General features: G+C 56.5%; 15 protein-coding genes and 1 tRNA gene. 11 read left to right on the forward strand and 5 right to left on the reverse strand.

Translation table 11 applies throughout. The annotated features are described in order from the left end of the window. Positions 1 to 386: 386 nt before the first annotated feature. Positions 387 to 1,040: a flavin reductase family protein gene (locus KO492_RS05270; RefSeq protein ID WP_216043984.1), complete on the reverse strand. Its 654-nt coding sequence runs from the start codon at positions 1,038 to 1,040 to the stop codon at positions 387 to 389. Further along, positions 1,037 to 1,726, reverse strand: coding sequence for a GntR family transcriptional regulator (locus KO492_RS05275; protein ID WP_216043985.1), 690 nt, complete (start codon positions 1,724 to 1,726; stop codon positions 1,037 to 1,039). Before KO492_RS05275 ends, KO492_RS05270 begins: the two co-directional genes overlap by 4 nt. 164 nt (positions 1,727 to 1,890) lie before the next feature. Here KO492_RS05275 and KO492_RS05280 point away from each other — a divergent pair, with 164 nt between their 5' ends. The 8 genes from KO492_RS05280 to KO492_RS05315 all read left to right on the forward strand — a co-directional run bounded on the left by KO492_RS05280 (position 1,891) and on the right by KO492_RS05315 (position 10,567). Beyond that, entirely contained in the window at positions 1,891 to 3,468 is a 1,578-nt protein-coding gene (locus tag KO492_RS05280; protein WP_216043986.1) for an ABC transporter substrate-binding protein, read from the forward strand. Positions 3,469 to 3,543: 75 nt separating this feature from the next. Further along, positions 3,544 to 4,527 carry an ABC transporter permease gene (locus tag KO492_RS05285; protein WP_216043987.1) on the forward strand — a complete coding sequence of 328 codons (984 nt, stop codon included), beginning with the start codon at positions 3,544 to 3,546 and terminating at the stop codon, positions 4,525 to 4,527. 13 nt (positions 4,528 to 4,540) lie between these two features. Beyond that, complete coding sequence (locus KO492_RS05290; protein ID WP_216043988.1) at positions 4,541 to 5,497, forward strand: ABC transporter permease; 957 nt, start codon at positions 4,541 to 4,543, stop codon at positions 5,495 to 5,497. Between the two features lie 5 nt (positions 5,498 to 5,502). Then, positions 5,503 to 6,684: an amidohydrolase family protein gene (locus tag KO492_RS05295; protein WP_216043989.1), complete on the forward strand. Its 1,182-nt coding sequence runs from the start codon at positions 5,503 to 5,505 to the stop codon at positions 6,682 to 6,684. Further along, on the forward strand, positions 6,681 to 8,120 hold the full coding sequence (locus tag KO492_RS05300) for a chlorohydrolase family protein (protein ID WP_216043990.1): 1,440 nt from the start codon (positions 6,681 to 6,683) through the stop codon (positions 8,118 to 8,120). Before KO492_RS05295 ends, KO492_RS05300 begins: the two co-directional genes overlap by 4 nt. Beyond that, positions 8,117 to 9,109 (forward strand): ABC transporter ATP-binding protein, encoded by a 993-nt coding sequence (locus KO492_RS05305; protein WP_216043991.1) that lies wholly within the window; start codon positions 8,117 to 8,119, stop codon positions 9,107 to 9,109. The genes KO492_RS05300 and KO492_RS05305 overlap by 4 nt, the downstream gene beginning before the upstream one ends. Beyond that, positions 9,106 to 10,077 (forward strand): ABC transporter ATP-binding protein, encoded by a 972-nt coding sequence (locus KO492_RS05310; protein ID WP_216043992.1) that lies wholly within the window; start codon positions 9,106 to 9,108, stop codon positions 10,075 to 10,077. The genes KO492_RS05305 and KO492_RS05310 overlap by 4 nt, the downstream gene beginning before the upstream one ends. Further along, positions 10,070 to 10,567: a nucleoside deaminase gene (locus KO492_RS05315; RefSeq protein ID WP_216043993.1), complete on the forward strand. Its 498-nt coding sequence runs from the start codon at positions 10,070 to 10,072 to the stop codon at positions 10,565 to 10,567. The genes KO492_RS05310 and KO492_RS05315 overlap by 8 nt, the downstream gene beginning before the upstream one ends. A 476-nt stretch (positions 10,568 to 11,043) precedes the next feature. On the opposite strand, the gene KO492_RS05320 is transcribed toward KO492_RS05315, so the two are convergent. After that, positions 11,044 to 11,310: a hypothetical protein gene (locus KO492_RS05320; RefSeq protein ID WP_216043994.1), complete on the reverse strand. Its 267-nt coding sequence runs from the start codon at positions 11,308 to 11,310 to the stop codon at positions 11,044 to 11,046. After that, complete coding sequence (locus KO492_RS05325; protein ID WP_216043995.1) at positions 11,310 to 11,741, reverse strand: helix-turn-helix domain-containing protein; 432 nt, start codon at positions 11,739 to 11,741, stop codon at positions 11,310 to 11,312. The genes KO492_RS05320 and KO492_RS05325 overlap by 1 nt, the downstream gene beginning before the upstream one ends. A 544-nt stretch (positions 11,742 to 12,285) precedes the next feature. Between KO492_RS05325 and KO492_RS05330 the strand changes: the two genes are divergently transcribed. Then, entirely contained in the window at positions 12,286 to 13,374 is a 1,089-nt protein-coding gene (locus tag KO492_RS05330) for a tyrosine-type recombinase/integrase (protein WP_216043996.1), read from the forward strand. 71 nt (positions 13,375 to 13,445) lie between these two features. Here the strand turns inward: KO492_RS05330 and KO492_RS05335 are convergent. Then, positions 13,446 to 13,519, reverse strand: a tRNA-Cys gene (locus tag KO492_RS05335). A gap of 148 nt (positions 13,520 to 13,667) precedes the next feature. Between KO492_RS05335 and KO492_RS05340 the strand changes: the two genes are divergently transcribed. Beyond that, the gene (locus KO492_RS05340) at positions 13,668 to 14,321 is read left to right on the forward strand and encodes a protein-L-isoaspartate O-methyltransferase family protein (RefSeq protein WP_216043997.1); all 654 of its coding nucleotides are present in this window, start codon (positions 13,668 to 13,670) and stop codon (positions 14,319 to 14,321) included. Between the two features lie 66 nt (positions 14,322 to 14,387). Beyond that, positions 14,388 to 15,782 (forward strand): TolC family outer membrane protein, encoded by a 1,395-nt coding sequence (locus KO492_RS05345; protein WP_216043998.1) that lies wholly within the window; start codon positions 14,388 to 14,390, stop codon positions 15,780 to 15,782. The last annotated feature ends 20 nt before the right edge of the window (positions 15,783 to 15,802 follow it).

Raw genomic sequence — 15,802 nt, forward strand, 5'->3', positions numbered from 1 at the left:
TTGGTTCGTAATGTGAAAAGCCGACATTCACACCACTGCCTGCGCGGTAGCTCTTGCCGCGCCATGCACCAAGGGCAGCAATACGCAGATAGCAATCTTTGCAAAGTCTCCCGCCTGAGAGGCGTGCTGCGGTAAGGATGACCCTTAGCGGAATTTGCCATGGTCAGCCCCGATCCATTCCGCACTTTGGGCAAGGTTTGAGATGTCGTGGCACCTCGTGTCATTACAGCTCTTTTGAAAGTTTTTAGAATCTATTAAGGGGGAACTTGTTTGCTTTACTGCGCTTTAGATGCATAGCTTTACCACTACAAAAGGTATTTCAGCGAACACACTTTGATGAAATGGGTGACACCTGCTGTTTGCTTCGGCTATTTTAGAAGCGTACTTTATCCACGCTTGCGCTGTGCAACTTCCTCAGCCGAAGGCGTTGGTAGATCAAAGTAGTCAAATGTCCCAGAATAGCCGTTTCCCCCCATCCGCCCCAAAGCGTCGAGTTGCTTGTGATCGGAGTAGAAGGTGACCGGATCAATGATGTCCTGACGGATATGTGCGCGAACGATGCGCCCGAGGATGATTTCGCGAGCGGAACTGACAGCGATGCCAAGGTAGCGTTCGCATTCAAAAGCTACAGGAGCCTCCGCAATACGCGGGCATGCAACTCGGTCACCGGCAATTGCTGTTAGGCCTGCCATTTCCAACTCGTTTACTTCGGGCGCAAACCCCGCTGCCGTCGCCGACATTGCTTCTACATTGGCACGATCGACGATATTGACCGTGAAGCATTCGGTCATCCGGATATTATAAGCCGTGTCTTTAAAGCTCCGGTCTGGCTTATTTTCGACACCCAAAGCAAGAATCGGCGGATCGGCAGACAGGCAATTGAAAAAGGAGTAGGGTGCCGCATTGACCACCCCATCGGGCGAGATCGTGGTGACCCAGGCAATCGGGCGAGGCACGATGGTGCCGATCATTACCTTATAGGCCTCACGGGCAGAGAGATCAGCGAAGTCAAAAGCATGGTAGCCGTTGTGAAGAGTCATTGGGCCAGTTCCTTGCCGTAATGTGAGAGAATTGATTGGATACTATCTGGCTGGGCAGAAAGCTCGGCTCGATCGGCGACGGCGCCCAAGTGATGCTCCATGATCTCGATGGCGCGTTGGGCCTCTCCAGTGCGGATCGCATCGATGATCTGGGAATGTTCATCAACGGCGCAATCCGAGGAATGGGCGCGCGCATAGAGTGACATGATCAGCGAACACCGCAGCACGACCTCCGAGACATAGCGGGACAGCACCGGGTTACCCGTCAGATCGGCCAACAACATGTGGAACTCACCGGCCAAGCGAATCGATACTGGGCCATCTTTACCTTTCACCGCTTGTTCTTGGCGCACATGTGCTTCCAGTCGATCATAGCCGCTGACGGGCATGCGTTGGCAAAGAAGACGAATCACGTCGTTTTCCAAGCAACGCCGCACCTCAAAGACATGTTGCGCCTCATCTCTGGTGGGTTCCGCCACAAAGGCGCCGCGATTGCGACGCGTAACCACCAGCCCCTCGTGCTCAAGCCGCACCAGCGCATGGCGAACAATGGTGCGCGAGACACCAAATTGCTCACCCACTGTATCTTCGGGTAAGCGCATCCCCGGCTTCAATGCCTGCTCGATAATCGCCTTGCGCAGCAGGTCATGCACGGCGTCAGTTAGCGTCGTTTTGTTCTCAGTCATGGTCTGCTCTGCCTGTTAATTTCGCACAATGTGTATCGGATACAAATTTGTTAGTCAATTGGATACAATGCTCTTGATTTTACGTGCTTGGCGTGTCACCCAAAATATATCGTATCCAATTTTAGCCTCTCCATAAGACAATCTACGTAAAAAGGGATAAAAACATGAAGATTCGACATCTCATGCTCGCTACGGCGGCAGTTGCCGCTTTGTCAGGCGCTGCGCAGGCCGAAAATGTGCTGAAATGGGGGGCCAACCGCGACATCGGTTCACTCGACCCCTATTCCTTTGGTGACAGTTTTACGATCAACGTGCTTAACCACGTTTACGAAGGTCTCGTGCGCTACAACAAGGACCTCAAGATTGAGCCAGCACTGGCGGAAAGCTGGGAAATCCTCGACGATCAGACCACCTGGCGCTTCAAACTGCGCGAAGGCGTGACCTTTCACAATGGCAATCCTTTCACAGCTGAAGATGTCGTTGCCTCACTCACGCGGGTAAGCCAAGACACGTCGCCGCTTAAAGGAAACCTGCCGGCTTATGTTAGCTCTAAGGTGGTTGATGACCTGACAGTCGACATCACCTTGAACGGCACCTACCCGCTGTTGCTGAATGATCTGACCAACATCCATATCTTCGACAGAGAATGGATGACTGAACATGACGCTTTGATGCCCACCGATGTTGGCGCTGGCGTCGAAGGATACGCCACTTACCACGCAAATGGGACCGGCCCGTTCATTGTCGAAAGCCGCCAGCCTGATGCCAAAACTGTCTTTGTCACCAATCCCGATTGGTGGGACGAGCCGCAGCATAACCTCGACAAGATCGAACTAACGCCCGTAAACTCGGCCGCGACCCGCGTCGCGGCGCTGTTGTCGGGTGAAATCAGCTTTACCAATGACGCGCCGGTGCAGGATTTGCCGCGACTGGCCGCCGCACCGAATGTCGAGGTGCTGGAAGGCGTCGACCTGCGCACTGTAATGATCGGCTTTCCCTTCCGCGATACGCTGACCACCGGAGAGGCCAACCCCTTCAAGAAAAAATCCGTGCGCGAGGCGCTTTACAAGGCGATTGACCTTGATCTCATCCATCAAAAAGTGATGCGCGGCAAGTCGCGTACTGCTGGTGCGACCATTGCCCCCCCGATCCCGGGCTACACCGAAGCATTGGATACGGTGCCAGACTACGATCCCGACGCAGCAAAGGCACTACTGGCCGAGGCCGGCGTGCCCGAAGGGCTGGAATTCGAATTCAATTGTCTCAGCGACGGGTTGGTCAACGAAGAGCAGTTTTGCCAGGCCATCGCTTCGATGTGGTCGCGCATCGGTCTGTCCCCCAAGCTGGACGTGGCGCCACGTGCGGTGCAATCGCCCAAGCGGACCAATGGCAAGACCGACATCTATACGCTGGGCTGGGCGACGCTGCCACTGCTCGACAGTTATTCGCCGCTGTTACAGATCTTCCACTCCAAGGACGGTAATGCTGGCGTCTTCAACTGGGGCGGTTGGTCCTACCCCGAGCTGGACACTCTGATTGACGCTGCCGGGCAGGAACTCGATCTTGACGCGCGTCTGGCGCTGCAGACCGAGGCGCTGCAGATGGTCAAGGACGAGATGATCATGATTCCGCTGCATCAGCAGCCAATGGCCTGGGCCGTGACCGATGAAGTGGCCGAAATGCCGTTGTTCCCGGATGCCAAACCGCGGCTTTGGTTTGCGCGGATGGACACTGGCTCCTAACGCTCCGCGCCGGGCTGGCGACGCTTTGGTTGGCCCGGCACATTTGATCACCGCAACATCAAAATGGAAAACGGAATGATAGCCTTTCTTATTAAACGCACAGCCAATGCGGCCTTCGTCATGCTGGCGGTTGCGCTGCTGGCCTTCGTGATCTTTCGTTTCTTTGGTGATCCTGTTGAAATGATGGTGAACGAACAGGCAACGCAGCAGGACCGTATTGAATTGCGTGAACGGCTCGGCCTGAACGATAGTTTCGTGACCCAGTACACTCGTTTTGTGACCAATGCGGTGCAGGGGGATTTTGGCATATCCTATCGCAATCAGCAGGACGTTATGGTGCTGATTAAAGAGCGTTTTCCAGCAACATTCGAGCTGGTTTTGGTGGCCACGGTGATCTCGCTAGTGGTAGGCATTCCGGCTGGGGTTGTTACCGCAGTTTATCGTGACAGCCGATTGGCCAACATGTTGCAACTTGGGTCTATCGTCGGCGTGTCCTTGCCAAGTTTCGTCGTGGGCATCTTGTTGATATTGGCCTTTTCCGTTTCGCTTGGCTGGCTGCCCGCTTTTGGCCGAGGCGAGACGGTGGATATCGGCTGGTGGTCGACCGGCCTACTGACGCCTTCAGGCCGCGCCGCGCTGGTGCTGCCGGCGATATCGCTCTCGACCTTTCAGGTGACATTGGTAATGCGACTGGTGCGTGCCGAGATGCTCGAGACCCTACGCGCGGATTACATCAAGTTCGCCCGCGCCCGCGGCGTGCCGACCAGACGCGTGCAATGGCGCCACGCGCTACGCAATTGCCTGATGCCTGTAATTACCCTGACCGGCATGCAAATCGGCAACCTGATTGCCTTTGCGCTGGTCACCGAGACAGTGTTTCAGTGGCCCGGCATGGGGATGCTCTTCATCCAAGCGGTGACCTTTGTCGACCTGCCGGTGATGGCCGCTTACCTGCTGATCGTTTCCTTGATTTTCGTCGCCCTGAATACGCTGGTCGATATCACTTACGCCTGGGTCGATCCGCGTTTGCGCGACGACAGCGCCCGTGACAATGGCTGAACCGGAGACCCCCATGGACAAATTACTCCCCCAAAACCCGTCCCCCGCACTGCAACGCCCTTCACGGCTGACCCGCTTGCGCGAAAGTGACCTGTGGTTTTCCTTTTGCGCGCATCCTTCCGCGATCTTTGCCGCTTCGCTCTTGGCTTTGGTGGCACTGACTGCCTTTCTTGCCCCTTGGATCACCCCCCAGAACCCCTACGATCTAGCAGCTCTGGAACTTTGGAACTCCGAGATCCCACCGATCTGGGAGGCGGACGGCCAATGGCCCTATCTGCTGGGCACCGACACGCAGGGGCGCGACATCCTTTCGGCTGTGCTTTACGGCTCTCGCATTTCACTGATAATCGGCTTTGCATCGGTCTTGCTGGCGCTGGCAGTAGGGCTCGCACTGGGACTGATCGCTGGCTATTTCGGCGGCTGGATCGACAACGTGATCATGCGAGTAGGTGACGTGCTGTTATCGATGCCCTTCATCCTGATCGCTATCCTGATCACCGCCATTGCTACAGCTTCTTTACCGTCGGGGCTCAAGGACGTGCTGGCTGCGCCGATCCTGATTTTTGCCATCGCGGTGCCATCATGGGTGCAATATGCCCGCACGGTGCGCGCCTCCGCGATGGTGGAGGCCAAAAAAGAATATGTACAAGCGGCCAAGCTGATCCGGGTGAAATCTTGGCGCGTGATGTTGCACCACATCTTACCCAATTGCATGACGCCGATCATGGTCGCGGCCACGCTGAACTTCGGCCTTGCGATCCTGTCTGAGGCAACCTTGTCATTTCTAGGTGTCGGCATGCCCCCAGACCAGCCCTCGCTCGGCACACTCATTCGCATAGGCAATCAGTATCTGTTTTCGGGCCTATGGTGGATCGTGGTGTTCCCGTCGATCCAGCTTTGCCTGATCGTGTTGTCGGTCAACATGATCGGTGACTGGCTCCGCGATGCTCTCAACCCCAAGCTGCGGTAACAAATATGACCTACAAAACCTTAAAAAATGTTCGCCCAATGGGCGGCCCGAACACCGACCTGCATATCGCGAAGGGTGTCTTCGTGGCCGAGGCTCCCGATGAGGCCCAGGTAATTGATGGCGGCGGACGCATCGTGATACCCGGTCTGGTAGAGGCGCATACTCATCTCGACAAGTCGCTGCTTGGCCTGCCGTGGTATCGAAACGAAGTCGGCCCGCGCCTGATCGACAAGATCAACAACGAGCGCGAGGTGAAAGTCTCACTTGGCCTTGATCCGCAGATCCAGAGCGAGCGGCACGCCATTCTTGCCATGTCGCATGGCTGCACCCATATCCGCAGCCATGTAGACGTGGACACGCACCACGGGTTGGTCGGAATCGAGGGTGTCATGGCCACGCGTGAGAAGCTGGCTGGCATGGTCGACATTGAGATAGTCGCCTTCCCACAGTCCGGTATGATGACCCGCCCCGGCACTGCCGAGTTAATGAATGCAGCACTGGCTTTGGGCGCGGATTTGGTGGGTGGTATCGACCCCTGCGGGATGGAGCATGACCCCAAAGGACACCTCGACACAGTCTTCGGCCTAGCCGAGAAACATGGCAAACCCATCGACATTCACTTGCACGAACGCGACGCACTTGGCTGGTTCTCGATGGAGGAAATCATCGACCGCACTGTAGCATTGGGAATGCAAGGGAAGGTATCGATTTCCCATGCCTTCTGTCTTGGCGCGATGGAGCGCGCCTACGTGGCGGGTCTGCAGGAGAAGCTGGCTGAAAACCGCATCCATATCTTGACAACCGCGCCAGCCTCGGCGCCGGTGCCAATGGTCAAGGAGTTGAAGGCACTCGGCATTCTGACCGGCGCTGGATGTGATGGCATCCGCGATACATGGGGCCCCTATGGCAACTCAGACATGCTGGAAAAGGCGATGCAGATCGGCATGCGCAACAACCTGCGCCGTGATGACGAGGTCGAACTGGCGCTGGATATCTGCACTTTTGGTGGTGCTGCGATTATGGGAGTGGAAGCCTACGGCCTAAAGGTGGGCTGCCGAGCCGATTGCCTGTTGGTCGAAGGCGAGACACTGACCGAAGCTGTCGTAACCCACGCGCCGCGCAAACTGGTGCTTAAGGGCGGCGACGTTATCGCCCGCGACGGCACCTGCGTAATCGAGGCGCCATGATGCAGGGTAGGACGCTTCTTTCGGCGCGCTGGGTTATTGGCCACCAAGACGGGCGCCACGTGGTGCATGAAAACGGCGTGGTCGTGATCGAGGGCTCGGACGTGCTGCACGTTGGCGCAGGGTTCGACGGTACGATCGCGCGGCGGATCGACTATGGCGAGGCGGTGATATCGCCGGGCTTCATTGATCTTGATGCGTTGTCTGATCTCGACACGACGATCCTCGGTTATGACAACGGACCGGCATGGAAAAAGGGCCGGGTCTGGCCTGAAAGCTATATCAAACGCGGCCCTTATGAGATGTACTCCCCCGAAGAGCTGGCGTTTCAGAAGCACCATGCCTTTGCCCAGCTAATCCGAAACGGCATCACCACTGCACTGCCCATCGCCTCGCTGTTCTACCGCGCTTGGGGCGAAACGGTTGCGGAGTTCGAAGCCGCCGCCGCTGCCGCCGAAGCGCTTGGGTTACGCGTCTACCTTGGGCCTGCCTATCGTACTGGCGGGCAGGTGACCGATAATGCTGGAAATATCCGCGCCGTCTTTGACGAAGCACGCGGGCTTGCGGGCCTGGCAGGGGCCGCCGATTTTGCCCGGCACATTGACGGTACGGCTGGGGGGCGCATCCGCGCCATGTTCGCCCCCGACCGGATCGAGACCTGCACTCAGACGTTGCTACAACGCACCGCAGAGATTGCGACAGAGATGGGCGCACCGGTGCGCCAGCATTGTAGCCAGTCGCCAGTCGAACTGCGGCTGGTAAGCGAGCAGCACGGCTGCGCACCAATTGAATGGCTGCACCAGATCGGCGCGCTGCAGCGCAACTGGCTGTTGCCACATGGCACACAAGCCACCGTGGCAGAGTTTGACCTTATTGCAGAGACCGACGCCACGCTGGTGCATTGCCCGCTGGTTAGCGCGCGCCATGGTGGGATGCTCAATAGCTTCCCCAAGGCCCGCGCCAAAGGTATCAACATCGGCCTCGGCACCGACACCTATCCGGCCGATATGATCGTGAATATGCAGATCGGCATGATGACCGCAAGGATGGCCGAGGAGATGGAGGCGATACGTTCCGAAGATATGTTCGACGCCGCCACCCTTGGCGGCGCAGAGGCGCTGAACCGGCCCGACCTTGGCCGGCTCGCCTCCGGTGCAAAGGCAGACATCTCGGTGATTGACCTGAGCCGTACCTTGCAAACGCCAGACCCGGTGCAAACGCTGATGACCTCTGCCTGTGGCCGCGATGTGCGCGACGTCTGGATCGACGGGCTACAGGTGATGGCCGATGGCGTGATCCCAGGGATTGACGCGATCACAGACGCAGCCCGCGCTCAGGCGCAATTCAACGGGTTGATCGCCAAATACCCAGACCGGACTGCAGGCCACCCGCCGGTGACCAAAATCTTCACCCCCAGCTTTGAGAGGGCCGAGCCATGAGCGATGTCGTTCTTGACGTGCGCAACTTGCGCGTCGAATTTCCCACCCGCAAAGGCGTGTTGACCGCTGTCGATGATATTTCGCTGCAAATCCGCCGCGGCGAGATCCTCGGCGTGGTCGGTGAATCCGGTGCCGGAAAATCCATGACCGGCATGTCAATACTCGGGCTACTTGAGCCTCCGGGACGGATCGCCGCCGGCACCATCCACTTGTCGGGTAACCGTATCGACAACCTTGATGACCGGGCCATGCAAGCCGTGCGCGGTCGTCGCATTGGTGCGATTTTCCAAGACCCTCTAACCTCGCTTAACCCATTGTTTCGGGTCGGCGATCAGTTGGTAGAAACGATCCGTTTGCACACCGATCTCGACAAGCCCCGCGCTCGCGAGCGCGCCAAGGGTTTGATGCGTGAAGTCGGCATCCCCGCTGTGGAAGAGCGAATCGACAGCTACCCACACCAGTTTTCGGGCGGCATGCGCCAACGCATCGTGATCGCGTTGGCGCTTTGCGCCGAGCCCGAACTGATTGTAGCGGACGAGCCGACGACCGCGCTTGATGTGTCGATACAAGCGCAGATCACGGCGCTGCTTAAACGGCTTTGTCGCGAAAGAGGTACGGCGGTGATGCTGGTCACCCATGATATGGGCGTAATCGCCGAAACGGCCGACCGGGTTGCGGTGATGTATGCCGGACGGCTGGCGGAGGTGGGCGATGTCGATGACGTGGTGCGGCGGCCGCAGCATCCCTATACCGCCGGATTGATGGGATCGATCCCTTCGCTGCGCAAGCAAGTAGAAGAATTGCAGATGATCCCCGGCTCCATGCCGCGGCTCAATGCCATCCCGCAAGGCTGTGCCTTTAACCCGCGCTGCGCCCATGCCGGGCCGCGCTGCCGCAATGAAGTGCCGCGCATTTCCAGTGGCGAAGTGACCGGAGCTGCCTGCTGGTTGGCGCAGACCGGCACCGTAGATCAAGGAGAAGCCGCATGACCCCCCGCGCCAATGCCATCCTCGAAGTCGATGCGCTTGAACGGCGCTTCGACGTCTCTGCCCCCTGGCTCAACCGGTTGATCGAGCGCAAGCCCCGCAAGACCTTGTACGCCGTTGATGGCGTCGATTTCGTCATTCAGCGGGGCCAGACTCTGGCGCTGGTGGGAGAGTCTGGCTGTGGCAAGAGCACCATCGCCAAGCTGGTCACTGGATTGCACGCCCCCTCGGGCGGTAGCATTCGGTTTCATGGAGACCGCGACAGGTTGCAGATGATCTTTCAGGATCCCTTTGCCAGCCTCAACCCACGCTGGCGCGTCGCCCGGATCATCGCCGAACCGCTGCGCACGCTAAATCCCGAGACGTCTGCAACCGAGGTTTCAGCACGCGTTGACGAGCTTTTGCGGACCGTGGGGCTGGACCCCGCCGATGGCCTCAAATTCCCGCATGAATTTTCCGGTGGTCAGCGGCAGCGCATCTCGATCGCGCGCGCACTAGCTGGTGAGCCGGAGTTCTTGGTCTGCGACGAACCGACTTCGGCTCTTGATGTCTCGGTTCAGGCGCAGGTGCTGAACCTGATGAAACGGCTACAAAAAGAGATGGATCTGACCTATCTCTTCATCAGCCACGATCTAAGCGTCGTGCGCCACATGGCCGATGTGATCGCGGTGATGTATCTAGGCCGCATCGTGGAGATCCAGCCGACAGCTGATCTTTTTGCAAATCCGCTGCACCCCTACACTCGGCTGCTGCTAGACACGATCCCCGATCTCGAAGCGCCCAAGCGCGATCGCAGCCCGATGGGAGGCGAGGTGCCGTCGCCAGTCTCACCCCCATCGGGGTGCAGCTTTCATCCGCGTTGCCCGCTGGCATTCGAGCGCTGCAAAAACGAACGACCGCAGCGTCGCCCCGAAATTCACAACCGCCGCGTCGCCTGTTTCGCAGCTGAAGAGGAGACATCCCATGTATGAAGAACGTTTTCTGCGCCGCGCCATCGAAATTTCGGCACAGGCGATTGATACACCCGGCACGGAACCTTTTGGTGCGGTCATCGTCAAGGATGGCCAGATTGTCGGCGAAGGGATCAACCGGTCGGTGATGAACCACGATCCAACCTCGCATGGGGAAACCGAAGCGATCCGCGATGCCTGCCGCAGCCTCGAAACCGTGAATCTGCGTGGCAGTGAACTGTATTCCAGCTGCGAACCCTGCGCGCTTTGCGTGGCCGCGATGAATATCGCCGGCATCACCGCGCTCTACTACGCGGCCGATATGGCGCAGGCCGGTGATGCCATCACCGATCTGCCCGAGGCCGCCCGCTTTCCGGTTGATGTGGATCGCCTGACCCATGAATGCGGGCACGCGGTTGCAGAGCGGATCATGCCTTGCGAACAACATCTTGACGCTGAGGCCACAAAAGTCTTGTGCGATTGGGCAAACCTTGCACGGTCGCGGGCCTGAGTATGGTCTGCTTACCTAAATCCGCATACTACCACGGCAATGACCGACTTGCGCGGCGAACTGCAGGTTTGATGTGCTGCGCTGCAACGGCGGGAGGCGTGTTCAATGTCGGCTTAGGGCCGTTACTCAACGCCCCGCCCATGATTGTATCTGCTGTAAAACCTGTTGAGCAGCACAGCTTCTGGCATTCTGATCTTCAATCATTACTGCTTTAAGAAACTGTGCCCGAAGCTGAGGGCCTTTTTCTATTTTGAGCGCAACAAAGTTTAGAGCGTTCTTTAACTCATCCGTGCGCACATCCATTTCGGTGCAAGTATGACCGTAGATGAATTGCGCGAGTTGTCAGCACAAGTTTATGCTGCACGTCTGGAATTGAGTTCCTTTGCGTCGGGACATTACGAGGCCCGGGTTTTGAGGGGGAGAGATGAAGCGTAATGGAGGTTGCGGCAGAAAACGTTATACATGAGAGTAAGTCATTACCTCTTTTTCATAGGAAAAAAGGCATCTTCGGTCACGCTAGTTGTTCCCATTATCATACGGCGGAAGACTTCGCACAGACTGGTGGCAACAAGTGATCCAGAAAACGTGCAGCCTGTCAAAAATTGTGTGATTGAAATTCCTTCACTGGATGAGGGCGCCAAAACGAACCATATCGCAGAGGTGAACATGGCTATTGCTGAAATCATGCGTGCTTTTTTGAGCCATGGGAGAATCCGGCTCTCAGGGTGCGGATATTTTACCATTATGTTTCACCGTTTTTGCCTGTGAAAATCTGATGAATTTTCTTCGCTTCTTCTTCAGGGACCGCTTTGTTGTGTACTGCTTGTTCTAGGACATATGCGAAAAATTTTTGAAATTGGGGTGCAGTCATTTTAGGGTCATCGTTCATGATTTGTCTGTATACGGCATCGGCTGTACGTGTCGCTATAGTAGCAAGGTCTGCTTGATCCTGCTCTGTTCGCAGGCCGCCATTGATCAGCCAAACGAGATCTACCTCAAAAATTTCACAGAACTTTAAGACCGTGCTGAGCGAGGGTTCGCGTTTGCCGAGTTCGTACGTTTTGTACGCACGATCAGAAAGGTCGAGCATAGCTGCGACCTTTGCCTGCGAGAAACCTGTTTCATTGCGAACTAAGCGCATCCGGTCGCCAATATTGCTTTGAGGAGTTGACACGTGATCAAATGTTCCCTATGTGAACGTTAGTTACCAATTCGATGCATATCATCGGTATTTGGTATCATTCGAAGGCACTAATTTCAATGGATAAGGGAGAATGTGCTGTGACCGAAAGAGCACTTTTGACACCTCGTCAATTAGCCAAAGAGAGTGGATGGTCTGAGCGAAGAATTCGCTCGTTGATCGCGTTGAAAGAAATCAAGCATCTCAAGATAGGGAATGCGTTCTATCTCCCTGACGATGCTGTGGCTGATTACGTTCGGAGAAATATGTTTGTTCCGGAGGGGGGAGGTGCCGATGCCTCCTAGTATTGACTTGATCTCGGCTCAAGATCTGGCTGTGAAATTCGGTTTTGCAGCACCTAATGAGGCGTTCCGGGCTTTTTGTAATCGGCTTGGGGTTAGGCCTATCCGGAGGCGCCCCAATTATTATGATTTGGTGCATGTGCGTCTGCAACTTGATCGCGCACAGAGCATTTCAGTTCATGAGGGTAGGTCTGAGCAACTAGAAATGAGCCTTGTCGAGAAGAGGAGACGTCGTCTTGCGCAAATACAAACTGCCTAAAGGAGTTCATCGGGTTCGGCGTAAGCTTGTTTCCGGTGTTAAGTATCACTTTTATGCTTGGCGAGGTGGACCAAAGTTCTGGGAAGATAGTTTGGCCTTTCCAAATTGCGCCGAATTTTATCAGGCTTATAGCGAGGTGACGCAGCCTACACGCGGCGGGTCATATCTTGTGGAGAATCTGGTCGACGACTTTTTGTCCAGTGCTGCTTTACCAAAAGCTAAGCGTTCCCAGGACGATGTAAAGCTGTGGGTCAACCGTTTTCGAGATGAGTTTGGCCCAGACTCTGCTGCTATGTTCGAGGAGCGAGCGTCACGTGGGGAACTGAACGTGTGGCGCAAGAAGTGGAAACATTCTCCCAAACAACATGATATGGCTGGAGTGCATGCTGTGCGAGTATTGAACTGGGCAGTCGAAGAGGGCAAGCTTAAGGAGCATCACTGTCATAAGTTGAAAAAGCTTTATAAGCCGAACAGGAGCGAAATTGTATGGACAACCGACGATTTGAGAGCGTTTAAAGCTTGTGCCCCCAATTGGGTCTCGCGCATTCTTGTCGCTGGTTGTGAGACTGGCTTGAGGGTTTCCGACTTGGTCAAGGTGCGGCTCGATCAGTTCGAGGAGACGCCATATGGCCGGAGGCTTCTATGTAAGACCAACAAGCGTCAGCAGATGGCCTATATTCCGGTTACGGCAGCATTGGCGGAGTTGATTGAGGAGACTCCGAGAGGACAGGAGACATTACTGGTTAACAAGCGAGGTAAGCCGCTGACAGCCCGATGGGCGTCGAACCAAATTACGAAATGGCGACGTGAGGCTAAAGTTTTGCCATGGGAAGATGGTCGGGAAAAAACACTTGCGGATACGCGAGGAACGGCAGCCACACGTTTGCTAAATGCGGACCTTTCACTACGTCAAATTGCGACACTCATGGGCTGGTCGATCCGCTATGCTGCGCAAGTCATTGAGAGTTACGCGCGTGTTAGCCCTGATGAAAGTGACGAAGTTCTTGCGCGTTTGGACGCTGAGAGTGCGCGTTTGGACGCTGAGAAGGGGCGTCAGGGGACATGAAAAGTGTAAACGCAACTGTAAACGGCTGGGCCGTTACATGAAGAGGAGATGTGTAAGTGTTTGAAAATAAATGGAGGCGAGTACCGGAATCGAACCGGTGTTCACGGATTTGCAATCCGCTGCGTCACCACTCCGCCAACTCGCCTGAAATGGTGTGCCGCTATCTATACCAAGCTTGAAAGCGGCGCAACCCGCCTTTTGTGCGAATTCGCAGATGCATTGATATATTGCTCCTGCCGCAGGCTTATGGCAAAACGACGCGAGAGATGCCCTTGAACGAAAGAGTTCAGCCCATGCCAGACTTCACCCAGCTCCGCACCACAATGGTCGATACCCAGGTTCGTCCATCCGATGTGACCAAATTCCCCATTATCGAAGCCATGTTGACCGTGCCGCGCGAAAATTTCGTGCCGGAAGAAAAGCGTGCGGTGGCATATGTCGGCGATCATGTTGATCTCGGCAATGGCCGCGTCGTGCTGGATCCGAGGATTCTGGCGAAGATGCTGGATGCGCTCAACATTGAGAATGACGAGCTTGTGCTCGATCTGGGATGCGGGCTTGGCTATTCTTCGGCGGTGATCGCGCGCATGGCGCAGGCGGTTGTGGCGGTTGAGGAAGACGAGGCGCTGGCCGAAGAGGCTGCCAAGGCTCTGGTTGCCAACGGTTCGGACAATGTAGTCCTCGAAACAGGCCCGATCGCCAAGGGAGAGCCGCAGCACGGCCCCTATGATGTCGTGATCGTGCAAGGCGGTGTTGAGGAAATGCCTGAGGACATTCTGTCGCAAGTGAAGGAAAAAGGCCGCATCTGCGCTATTTTTATCGACGGAGCCCTTGGCATCGTGCGTATTGGCTACAAGATAGATGGCGAAATCACCTGGCGTATGGTGTTCAACGCGACCGCGCCAGTTCTTCCGGGATTTGAAAAACGCGCGGAATTCGCGCTGTAAGAACGCGAACGTGAGACAGGCCGGGCAGGCTCCGGCGTTCGAAGAAAACAAAGGGGCATACGGCCAATGAGCAAGAGCATATCAATCAGAAAGACGCTGTTCGCCGGTGTGGCTGCGCTGGGGATCGGTGCGGTGCCGATGGCGTCTTGGGCGGAAACGCTCGGCGATGCGCTGGCGTCCGCCTATAAGAACTCCGGCCTTCTGGAGCAGAACCGTGCGACCTTGCGGGCCACGGACGAGGGCGTGTCGCAGGCGATGGCTGCTTTGCGTCCGAGCCTGTCTTATAGCTATTCCGGTACAAAAACTTTCCGCGATGGCGATACTTATCTGGATTGGTACAATGCGCTGAGCCTTGTCGCCTCGGTGGACCTTTATACCTTCGGGCGCAATAAGCTCGCGGTTGATGTGCAAAAGGAATTCGTGCTCGCCACCCGCGCCGCTCTGGTGAATATCGAACAGACCGTTCTGGCCGATGCCGTGGATGCCTACATGGGTGTGCGCGAGGCTCAAGCGGTTCTCAACCTGCGCCAGAGTGCGGTGCGGCTGAACCAGCAAAACCTGCGTGCGGCGCAAGACCGGTTTGAAGTCGGGGAAATCACCCGCACTGAAGTGTCGCAATACGAGGCGCAACTGGCCTCTACGCGTGCCGAACTGGCTGCGGCACAAGGGGAACTGGCAGCGGCCCGTGAGACTTACAAGGTTGCGATCGGTCAGTATCCCGAAAAACTCTCCAGCCCGCCGAACATCAAACTTCCTGTGTCCGATGTGGAAGCGGCTGTGACCTTGGCCAAGCAGAAACATCCGGGCATTGTCGCCTTGCAGCATGAAGTGCGTGCCCATGATATCACGGTCGAAGTGGCCGAGCGCAGCGTTTTGCCGACAGTGGATGCTTCGATCACGCATACGCTGAATGACTCGGATGCTCTGAGCTATGATAACAATACCTCCCTGAGCGTTGGTGTGTCCGGCACGATCTATGGTGGCGGCAGCATTGCGTCTCAAGTGCGCGAAGCCATCGCGGATCGGGACGCAAGCCGCGCGGAGCTTTTGCAGACCACGCGTGAAGTCGAGCAATCCGTGCGCACCAACTGGTCCTTGCTGTCGGTCTATGCGGCGTCTGAAGAGGCCTCCAACGCCTATGTGAAAGCGCAACGAGTGGCCTATGACGGGGTGAAGGAAGAAGCCGATCTTGGTGCCGCCACCACGCTTGATGTGCTGGATGCGGAACAAGACCTTCTGGACGCGCAAGTGTCGGCCATTCAGGCGCGGATCGCCCGCGAGACTCAAGCCTTCTCCGTGCTGCAATCCATGGGGCTCTTGACTGTTGACCAGCTCAAACTGGATGTGCCGGTCTATGATCCGAGCGCCTATTACAATGCGGTAAAAAATGCGCCGACCACCTATGTCAGCCCGCAAGGCGAGAAGCTTGACCGCGTTCTCAAAGGCTTGATGAAGGACTGAGGCCCGCCCTCAGCCTGACG

It is taken from the genome of Celeribacter halophilus (assembly GCF_018860305.1).
Lineage (GTDB): Bacteria > Pseudomonadota > Alphaproteobacteria > Rhodobacterales > Rhodobacteraceae > Celeribacter > Celeribacter halophilus_A.

Bases quoted from the DNA above. Each gene is read 5' to 3' on its own strand.
- KO492_RS05270 (WP_216043984.1), bottom strand. From the start codon at position 1,040: ATGACTCTTCACAACGGCTACCATGCTTTTGACTTCGCTGATCTCTCT.
- KO492_RS05310 (WP_216043992.1), top strand. From the start codon at position 9,106: ATGACCCCCCGCGCCAATGCCATCCTCGAAGTCGATGCGCTTGAACGG.
- KO492_RS05275 (WP_216043985.1), bottom strand. From the start codon at position 1,726: ATGACTGAGAACAAAACGACGCTAACTGACGCCGTGCATGACCTGCTG.
- KO492_RS05340 (WP_216043997.1), top strand. From the start codon at position 13,668: ATGCCAGACTTCACCCAGCTCCGCACCACAATGGTCGATACCCAGGTT.
- KO492_RS05300 (WP_216043990.1), top strand. From the start codon at position 6,681: ATGATGCAGGGTAGGACGCTTCTTTCGGCGCGCTGGGTTATTGGCCAC.
- KO492_RS05295 (WP_216043989.1), top strand. From the start codon at position 5,503: ATGACCTACAAAACCTTAAAAAATGTTCGCCCAATGGGCGGCCCGAAC.
- KO492_RS05345 (WP_216043998.1), top strand. From the start codon at position 14,388: ATGAGCAAGAGCATATCAATCAGAAAGACGCTGTTCGCCGGTGTGGCT.
- KO492_RS05285 (WP_216043987.1), top strand. From the start codon at position 3,544: ATGATAGCCTTTCTTATTAAACGCACAGCCAATGCGGCCTTCGTCATG.
- KO492_RS05305 (WP_216043991.1), top strand. From the start codon at position 8,117: ATGAGCGATGTCGTTCTTGACGTGCGCAACTTGCGCGTCGAATTTCCC.
- KO492_RS05320 (WP_216043994.1), bottom strand. From the start codon at position 11,310: ATGGTAAAATATCCGCACCCTGAGAGCCGGATTCTCCCATGGCTCAAA.
- KO492_RS05280 (WP_216043986.1), top strand. From the start codon at position 1,891: ATGAAGATTCGACATCTCATGCTCGCTACGGCGGCAGTTGCCGCTTTG.
- KO492_RS05315 (WP_216043993.1), top strand. From the start codon at position 10,070: ATGTATGAAGAACGTTTTCTGCGCCGCGCCATCGAAATTTCGGCACAG.
- KO492_RS05290 (WP_216043988.1), top strand. From the start codon at position 4,541: ATGGACAAATTACTCCCCCAAAACCCGTCCCCCGCACTGCAACGCCCT.